Origin of the sequence: Gardnerella sp. 26-12 (assembly GCF_001660745.1) — a bacterium.
Lineage (GTDB): Bacteria > Actinomycetota > Actinomycetes > Actinomycetales > Bifidobacteriaceae > Bifidobacterium > Bifidobacterium swidsinskii.
The window spans coordinates 1-8,067 of record NZ_LWSR01000037.1 but is presented as its reverse complement, the minus strand read 5'-3'; the positions used below and the strand labels follow the sequence as shown (position 1 = coordinate 8,067).

Sequence of the window (8,067 nt, the reverse complement as noted above, 5' to 3'; positions counted from 1 at the left end):
AATATTTCCGAATATTATACGATTTTATTGTCCATAATCCGAAATACTCCATAAAACACACTGAATATTACATCATCATTTTCAGTAAAACTTAGCTCATCAGTTTCAATTTCAAATATAGTAATATTTTCCCTTCTCATATTTCCCCCATTTTCATACTATTTGCACTCAATCAACTATTGAGCATCATTTAATGGAACATTAATAGACTGTCCGATAACCAAATCTTCAGAAGAAAGATGATTTAAAGCCATTAAACGCTCTACATTATCTGATATATCACCGTTTTTAGGAGTAATAGTAGCAGCATAATTCCATAACGTATCTCCAGGACGAACTGTATATGTAACAACTCTTTCAGGTATTGCAGAAACAGCAGTCTTTGGCATAAACAATGTACAGAATGTTATTGCTGTCATCAAAAGTACAGTTACACGAAAAACTCTAGTTTTGCGCGCATGCTTATTAGAAACGCAGCGTTTACGAATCAAATAAGTATTTTCTTGCATACCTACTCTAACTTCCCTGCCACTTCTAATTAATGACGTACTCATAATTATCCTTTCTCCTTCCTTAATCGACTGAACATTTGTTCTATCGAACAGATGTATTAATAATGACACATTTGTTCGATAGTTGCAACGGCGTGTCGAACAGATGTTTGATTTTTTTAAGAAAGTGCGTTAAAATAGTAAAAGCGAAAGGAGCACCATGAATAACGATGGCACAAATAACGATAACAATGGCATTAATGCTAGCGATATTAGCGCAATGTCACTTACTGACCGCCAACGCAATATTATCAATGCCATCCAAAACAATATAAAAATTCATGGATTCCCTCCTTCTTTCCGCGAAATCGGAGAAGCAGTTGGACTTAGAAGCCCATCTTCTGTGAAACATCAATTGCGAACACTTGAAGATAAAGGGATTTTGCGAATTAATGCAAATAAAGGTCGCGCTATTGAAATTCTTGATAATTCAATTGTTGAAAAGAATTCAAATAACAAAATTAATAAAAATTCTTCAAGAGTTGCCAATATTAGCGCATACGAATCTGATTCTGTTATAAATTCTAGAGATGTTCCTCTAGTGGGAAGAATCGCAGCAGGAGCTCCAATAACAGCAGAACAGCATATTGAAGATGTAATGCGATTGCCAGAACGTCTTACAGGTACAGGAAATCTTTTTATGCTTGAAGTACACGGCGATTCGATGATTGACGCCGCTATTTGCGATGGCGATTATGTAGTAGTTAGAGAGCAGCATGAGGCTGTAAATGGAGACATTGTTGCAGCACTGTTAGATAACGAAGCAACTGTTAAAACTTTCAGAAATGACCACGGTCACGTATGGCTTATTCCACATAATCCGGCTTACTCTCCTATTGACGGATCACACGCAACTATTATGGGAAAAGTTGTTACAGTATTGCGAAAAATCTAACAAATATAACTACTGAACAAACAATAGAATTTAACACAATAAGTTGTAAGTTGTCATTAGCCCATAGAGCTAAAGCAGCAGAGAACATAAATTGCAAACCATAAAAAACAAGTTATAAAATGCAAAACGCAAAACTTGAAACTTAAAACCCTAAAACTTAAAACCCAAACCCTAAAAAAATCTCCCCACCTATTCACAAACGAACTAGGTGGGGAGATTAATACTTACTTACGCAAGTGGATGTGAATCCTTAATTGTCACTGAAATTTCACGTCCATTTGGAGCCGCATAGCTAACAGTATCACCAGTATGAGCACCCATAATAGCCGCTCCAATTGGAGATTCCGGGCTAATAACGTCATAATCTGTAGCTACAGCAATATCGCGAGAACCAAGAACATAAGTCATTTCTCGACCTGCTAGCTCAAGAGTAACCAAAGAACCATTGCCAACAGTGCCATCCTTCGGAGCTTCAAGAATCTTCGCATTACGAAGCTTCACAATAAGCTCATTAATGCGACCTTCATTCTTTCCTTGCTCCTCGCGAGCAGCCTGATAACCACCATTTTCAGACAAATCACCTTCAGCACGAGCTGCAGCAATACGCTCAGTGATTTCTTCTCGATACTCACCTTCACGATGCGCTAACTCTTCTTTTAGTTTGTCATACGCTTCCTGCGTAAGTAAAATAGTTTTTTCTTCAGCCATTGCTACCTCCTTATCCAACAATCTCTAAAAATAAAAACTATTCGCGCGCAAATAAAATTCACGCTCTTCTATCAACGAGTTGAAATAATATCAACAACAAATACCAAAGTGTCTCCGCCACCAATACCGGCTTGCGGTATGCCACGAGAGCCATAACCATACTCTGGAGGGATAGAAATCAACAAACGAGATCCAACATTATGACCTGGAACAGTGCGATCCCAGCCCTGAATCACTTGACCGACACCAATACCAAAACTAGCTGGAGTATGACGAGCAAAGCTTGAATCAAATGGCTTGTCGCTGCCCCAAACCACACCATGATAATTCACAGTTACAGTGTCACCGGCACGAACTACAGGACCATTACCTTCAACTAATTCAACAACTTTAAGACCTGCTGGCGGTTCAGATTCAGGGAACGTCACCGTTGGCGTAGTGCCAAATTCTGCAATCACTTCTGGCATATCTTGTGCCATATTTCCTCCTTTACAAACTCCAAACAGTATAATCTGAACAGTATAACATCTACACAGACAGCTTTTAACCATCCTGCATTACTAAAGCAGCGCATTTTAAATAGTACATTTAAGTAAATGCACATTCGAATAAATGCAGTTTAGACTAACACTTCCTAGATTAACCTGTCCTAGATTAGCACTGAAACGTTACGTATGTACATGAAATATACGCATTGTGTATAACTTAGCAAAAATTAATCTCAAAACATTAGCGAATTAATGCAAAAATATTAGCAAATTAGCACTCAACAACGTTTACAGCTAGCCCACCTTTTGAGGTTTCGCGATATTTAGACATCATGTCATGACCAGTTTCTTTCATAGTCTTAATCGCTTTGTCAAGGCTTACCATGTGCGAGCCATCTCCAAGCATTGCCATTCGAACGGCATTAATTGCAGTATTTGCAGCCATAGCATTGCGCTCAATACAAGGAATTTGTACCAAACCGCCTACAGGATCGCAAGTTAATCCCAAATGGTGTTCTATACCGATTTCTGCAGCATTTTCAACCTGTTCCGGGGTTCCTCCCAACACTTCGCACAATCCTGCAGCAGCCATTGAACAGGCAGAACCAACCTCTCCTTGACAACCAACTTCAGCTCCAGAAATTGAAGCATTTCGCTTAAATAAGTAACCAACAGCACCTGCAGCAAGCAAGAATCGCACAACTCCATCTTCATCAGCAGAATCAACAAATCGCCAATAATACTGCAATACTGCAGGAATAATTCCTGCAGAACCATTCGTTGGAGCAGTAACAATACGCCCACCACCAGCATTCTCTTCACTAACAGCGAGCGCAAAAAGATTAACCCACGCAGAGTCTGAACTTTCTAAAGCAGCATCCGAACGACGACGATTGTTGCGAAGCATGTCTGAATTTGCAGCTAAGCGCTCATACATGTGAGGAGCTCTACGAGGCACATCAAGGCCTCCTGGCAAAATCGGTTGCTTTGAGTTGCATCCGTTTTCTACACATTTACTCATAACTTTCCAAACATGCAGCAAATAGTTGCGCACGTAGTCGGCATCACCTTCATGCAATGCAAGCTCGTTTTGCCACACAACATCGCTTATTGACATATGCTTTTCTCGGCAAATATTTATAAGCTCGTCGCATGAAGTAAAAGGATAAGGTACAGTGGAATCTTTTGTTTGATTTGAGGAGTTTGCAGCATTATCGCTACTATTTCCGTTATTACTTTCGTTATTATTCTCGTTATTACTTTCGTTATTATTCTCGCTTACACCATTCTTATTGGCATTATTTTCATCCTGCTCAGTAACACGCTCATGCAAGCCAACCATTGCATCATCTGCACACCCTTGACGAATAAATCCGCCGCCAATTGAATACCAAACTTGCTCATCGATTTTATTTCCGTCAGAATCAGTTGCAACAAAACGCATTCCATTAGGATGAACAACCATTCGCATCCATTTTTCAAAAATTACGTCCTTATCGTAATCAAAAGCAATAGTATGTTCACCTGCGAGCATTAAAGTGCCAGTTTTTTTGCATTCCTGACGAATAGTAAGCATATGATCAGTGTCTACATTATCTGGAAGATTTCCTTCAAGACCTGCAACGCAAGCACGATCAGTACCATGACCAAGACCCGTTAAAGACAACGATCCGTAAAGAGTCACACTTACATGCGCAACGTTTGCAAGACTACCACTTTTTTTAAGCGATGAAACAAACGAGCATGCAGCTCGCATAGGACCTACTGTATGTGAAGAACTAGGACCAACTCCAACTGAAAACATCTCTAAAATACTAAACACGTATCTATTGTAAGCATTATTAAGCTCACGTCGACACACTAATTACATGAGAAATATGTTAGATTGTTCACTTCTTACTTTGTTTAGATAACAAGTTTGCTAAACTCACACACGCAAACCATAAGATTACAGCTAACACAACAGCTATAAGCATTACCGTAAACGCACTTCCTGCAGTCGGCACGTGAATTTCGAAGAATTTCGCAGTAAACGGTATAAAAGCTCCAGCAACTCCAGCTGCAGCAAATAGCGCAACCATAATTCCTCTCCACGAGCACAAAGGCTTGGCGACGCTTGCAAGCACGAGTATGCCAAGAACAAATACGATTACGGAACAAATACTGCGAGTAGTTGCCAAAGCTTGCACGTTTGAAACAATAAAACGAGATGCTATCAAATTATTTGCAACAACATCGTCAAGATTTAATCCCAAAACTCGCGGAGCTATAACAGCAGTAGCGAGCACAGAAGCAGCTATAGCAAATCCGCTAGGAACAGCAAAACGAACAACTCGCTTCAAGAATCCTGGAATATATCGACGAGTATTAGGCGCCAGAGCGAGCAAAAATGCTGGAATACCAATAGTTAAAGAACCAATATAAGTAATGTGACGAGGCAAATACGGGAAGTGCAACGCTAGAAGCACAACTCCTGCAGAAATAAGCGCAGAATAAACAGTTTTTACAAGGAACAAGCCAGCCACACGTTCCATATTTGCCATCACTTGTCTACCGCGAGCAACAACATCAGGCAAATGCGAGAATCGTGAATCGACAAGAACCACTTGGGCTACAGCTTTTGCAGCAGGAGCAGCATTGCCCATAGCAACGCCCAAATCAGCTTCTTTAAGAGCCAAAGTATCGTTCACGCCGTCACCAGTCATAGCGACCACATGACCTTGAGTGTGAAGCGCCTGAACAATCGCTTTCTTTTGATGAGGAAGCACACGTCCAAGCACATCCACATTTTCAAGCACTTTAGCCAATTCGTTAATATCTTCTGGCAGTTTTCTAGCGTCCATTGCAACAGGCTTGCGATCTCCTGTTAAGCCAACTTTTGCAGCAACAGCCGCAACAGTTCTAGGATTATCTCCTGAAATTACTCGGCAGCGCACACCCTGCTCACGGAACCACGAAAGAGTTTTACGAGCGTCTTCACGAATACGCTCAGAGCAGCGAACTAAAGCAACAGGCTGAGCATTTGCGCAAATAGTGGGAGAATCGCCAAAAGTTTTATCTGTTTCTGTTACGCTATTTACCTCGTTACTTTCAACGCTACTTACTTTTGCAAGAAGCAGCACGCGCTCGCCTTGCTCAGCATAAGAATTAACTTTCTCTAAAAGTTCATTAGTATTTGCATAATTAATCGCGCTTAGCAATACTTCCGGAGCACCCATATACCAAGTTGCACGCTCTCCACTACTTTGCACATATTGCACAGCGCTCCATTTTCTAGCAGACGAGAATGGAAGACGATTAGATACATGCGCGCTAGCTGCAACTCCTTGAGCATCAAGCCCTTGCATAATTGCAACGCCTGTTGCGTTAGGATTTTCTTCATTAGATAAATCAAATAAAGCTTGACTAGTTTGCAAGCTGGTCTGTAAAGATATTTCTACACTACTATTATCTAGATTTTCTACACCAACGAATGCAATACCACCATCGGTTATAGTGCCAGTTTTGTCTAGGTTCAAGCAGTCTACGCGCGCTAAAGTTTCTACAGATTCCAACTCCTGAACTAACGTTTGCTTACGCGCAAGTCGCATAGCAGCCACCGCAAAATTAAGCGAAGTAAGAAGAACCAATCCTTCTGGAATCATGCCAACAACGCCTGCAACAGCAGAGACAACAGCTCCCCTCCAAGCACCAGTCTGCCAAGCTTCAACAAATCCGCCAACCTTGTGCATTTGCGACCACACAAGCAGCACACACAAAGGCACCACAACCATCGTCATATACTTCAAAATCGTATTAATTCCACGACTTAAGTCGGAAATTGTTTTGGTATAAACCTTCGCTTGCGCAGCCAATTTTGCAGCATAACTGTGCTCACCTACGGCAGTAACACGCGTTAAAGCCATTCCAGAAACTGCAGTAGATCCGGAATAAACGTCGTCACCTTGGGCTTTTCGAACTGTAGCAGATTCGCCTGTGAGCATGGACTCGTCCATTTCCAATCCCCACGATTCCAGCACTTCTACGTCTGCTGGAACCTGCTCGCCGGCTCTGAGCCACAAAACATCCCCAAGCACAATATCTTTGTGCGCAATCTCAATATTTTCTCCGCCTCTACGCACCATTGCGCGAGCGGCAATCAATATAGAAAGCCTATCCAAAGTGCGCTTTGCTTTTAACTCAGTCACAATGCCAATTCCAGTGTTTACCAGAATTACTACACCAAAAACAGCATCCTTCCACGAACCCGTGGCAAGCACGACAACCATTGCTGTGAAAATAATCGCGTTAAACAATGTAAACACGTTCGCGCGCACAATATCCATTAAAGAACGAGAAGTCTGCTTAGAAGTAATATTCACATCTCCGCGAGAAACTGCCTCCGCAACCTCTTCGTCACTCAAACCAGAAATTTCTACTTTAGGAAGCACCACAATAGCGTTATTTTTGCTGCTTTCTGTAGACGCTATTGCATTTTGTTCGTTATTTGTCATTTATAATCACTTCCCTGCTGTGTGGCGTATTGTCAATTATTGCTCGAACAATGCTTAGCAAAGACGAACGCTCAAATTTTGATTTCTTGCTTTTATTGTTTAAAGATTCGCTATTTTTTGATAAATAAGATTCATGAATATTTTTTCCAATTCCACTTCCATCGCTATCAAAATACAAAGTAGCTGCGTATAAAATTGCGTCTTTTGGTGCTTTTACAGGATTTATTAACGCAACTGGCACTCCAGCGTAACGCGCGTATTGCAGCGCAGAAATCCATGCTTTGCTTTCGTTTTGTTTATTGCGAGTGCTGTTATTAAGCTTGTTATTCTCTTTTATATTAGGTTGATTATTAGCATTATGCAGGTCGTCAACGCCTGTTACGTCGAGCGCGTCTATAAGTATTAATGAAACAGGCTGCTCACTTGCAGCGCGAATAGCTTGCTGAGCAGCTTCGTTAGGATTAGCAACATTGGATAGCGGCACATAAGAGGCACTCAATTTTGACGTTTTACAATGCTTCATAACTTCGTCATCAAGCGCAGCTAATTTTGAACCAATTACAAGTAGATGAATATCGTCAATATCCACACCGTCGTGAATTATGTCTCCAACGCGACCAGTATTCCCCACAGCTTTACCCTGCGGCTCGCAAGCACTCAACGCACCCAGCGCTAAAGCAGTTACGACAGTAGTCGCAAAAATGGTAATAGCGCGTTTAGAAAACATAAGACTTTTATACCACACCTTCAACATAAGTGGTGGTTTTGAATAAACACTCTCCCACAACACGCACAAAATCAAAATTGGTAAGACTCGCATTCGTGTAATAGTATTATGCATTGGATGTGCATTCGCGCCGCAGCGTGAATTAAACAAAGCAGTTGAAGCACATACAATAATTTCAACAGAATTTAGCGAAATTAAATTAACT

7 protein-coding genes are annotated in these 8,067 nt (G+C 41.1%); 1 reads left to right on the top strand and 6 read right to left on the bottom strand.

Annotated elements, in window-relative coordinates; translation table 11 throughout:
- Nucleotides 1-176: 176 nt before the first annotated feature.
- Nucleotides 177-509, bottom strand: coding sequence for a LysM peptidoglycan-binding domain-containing protein (locus A5295_RS03045; protein ID WP_004110815.1), 333 nt, complete (start codon nucleotides 507-509; stop codon nucleotides 177-179).
- A 262-nt stretch (nucleotides 510-771) separates the two neighbouring features.
- Here A5295_RS03045 and lexA point away from each other — a divergent pair, with 262 nt between their 5' ends.
- Complete coding sequence (gene lexA, locus A5295_RS03040; RefSeq protein WP_102155756.1) at nucleotides 772-1,446, top strand: transcriptional repressor LexA; 675 nt, start codon at nucleotides 772-774, stop codon at nucleotides 1,444-1,446.
- A gap of 228 nt (nucleotides 1,447-1,674) precedes the next feature.
- On the opposite strand, the gene A5295_RS03035 is transcribed toward lexA, so the two are convergent.
- The 5 genes from A5295_RS03035 to A5295_RS03015 all read right to left on the bottom strand — a co-directional run bounded on the left by A5295_RS03035 (nucleotide 1,675) and on the right by A5295_RS03015 (nucleotide 7,862).
- Entirely contained in the window at nucleotides 1,675-2,154 is a 480-nt protein-coding gene (locus tag A5295_RS03035) for a transcription elongation factor GreA (RefSeq protein WP_004107146.1), read from the bottom strand.
- A gap of 71 nt (nucleotides 2,155-2,225) precedes the next feature.
- Nucleotides 2,226-2,633 (bottom strand): FKBP-type peptidyl-prolyl cis-trans isomerase, encoded by a 408-nt coding sequence (locus A5295_RS03030; protein ID WP_004107148.1) that lies wholly within the window; start codon nucleotides 2,631-2,633, stop codon nucleotides 2,226-2,228.
- Nucleotides 2,634-2,913: 280 nt separating this feature from the next.
- Nucleotides 2,914-4,446, bottom strand: coding sequence for an L-serine ammonia-lyase (locus A5295_RS03025; RefSeq protein WP_064621666.1), 1,533 nt, complete (start codon nucleotides 4,444-4,446; stop codon nucleotides 2,914-2,916).
- 85 nt (nucleotides 4,447-4,531) lie between these two features.
- The gene (locus tag A5295_RS03020) at nucleotides 4,532-7,135 is read right to left on the bottom strand and encodes an HAD-IC family P-type ATPase (RefSeq protein ID WP_064621664.1); all 2,604 of its coding nucleotides are present in this window, start codon (nucleotides 7,133-7,135) and stop codon (nucleotides 4,532-4,534) included.
- On the bottom strand, nucleotides 7,125-7,862 hold the full coding sequence (locus A5295_RS03015; RefSeq protein WP_064621665.1) for a hypothetical protein: 738 nt from the start codon (nucleotides 7,860-7,862) through the stop codon (nucleotides 7,125-7,127). The genes A5295_RS03020 and A5295_RS03015 overlap by 11 nt, the downstream gene beginning before the upstream one ends.
- Between the last annotated feature and the right edge of the window lie 205 nt (nucleotides 7,863-8,067).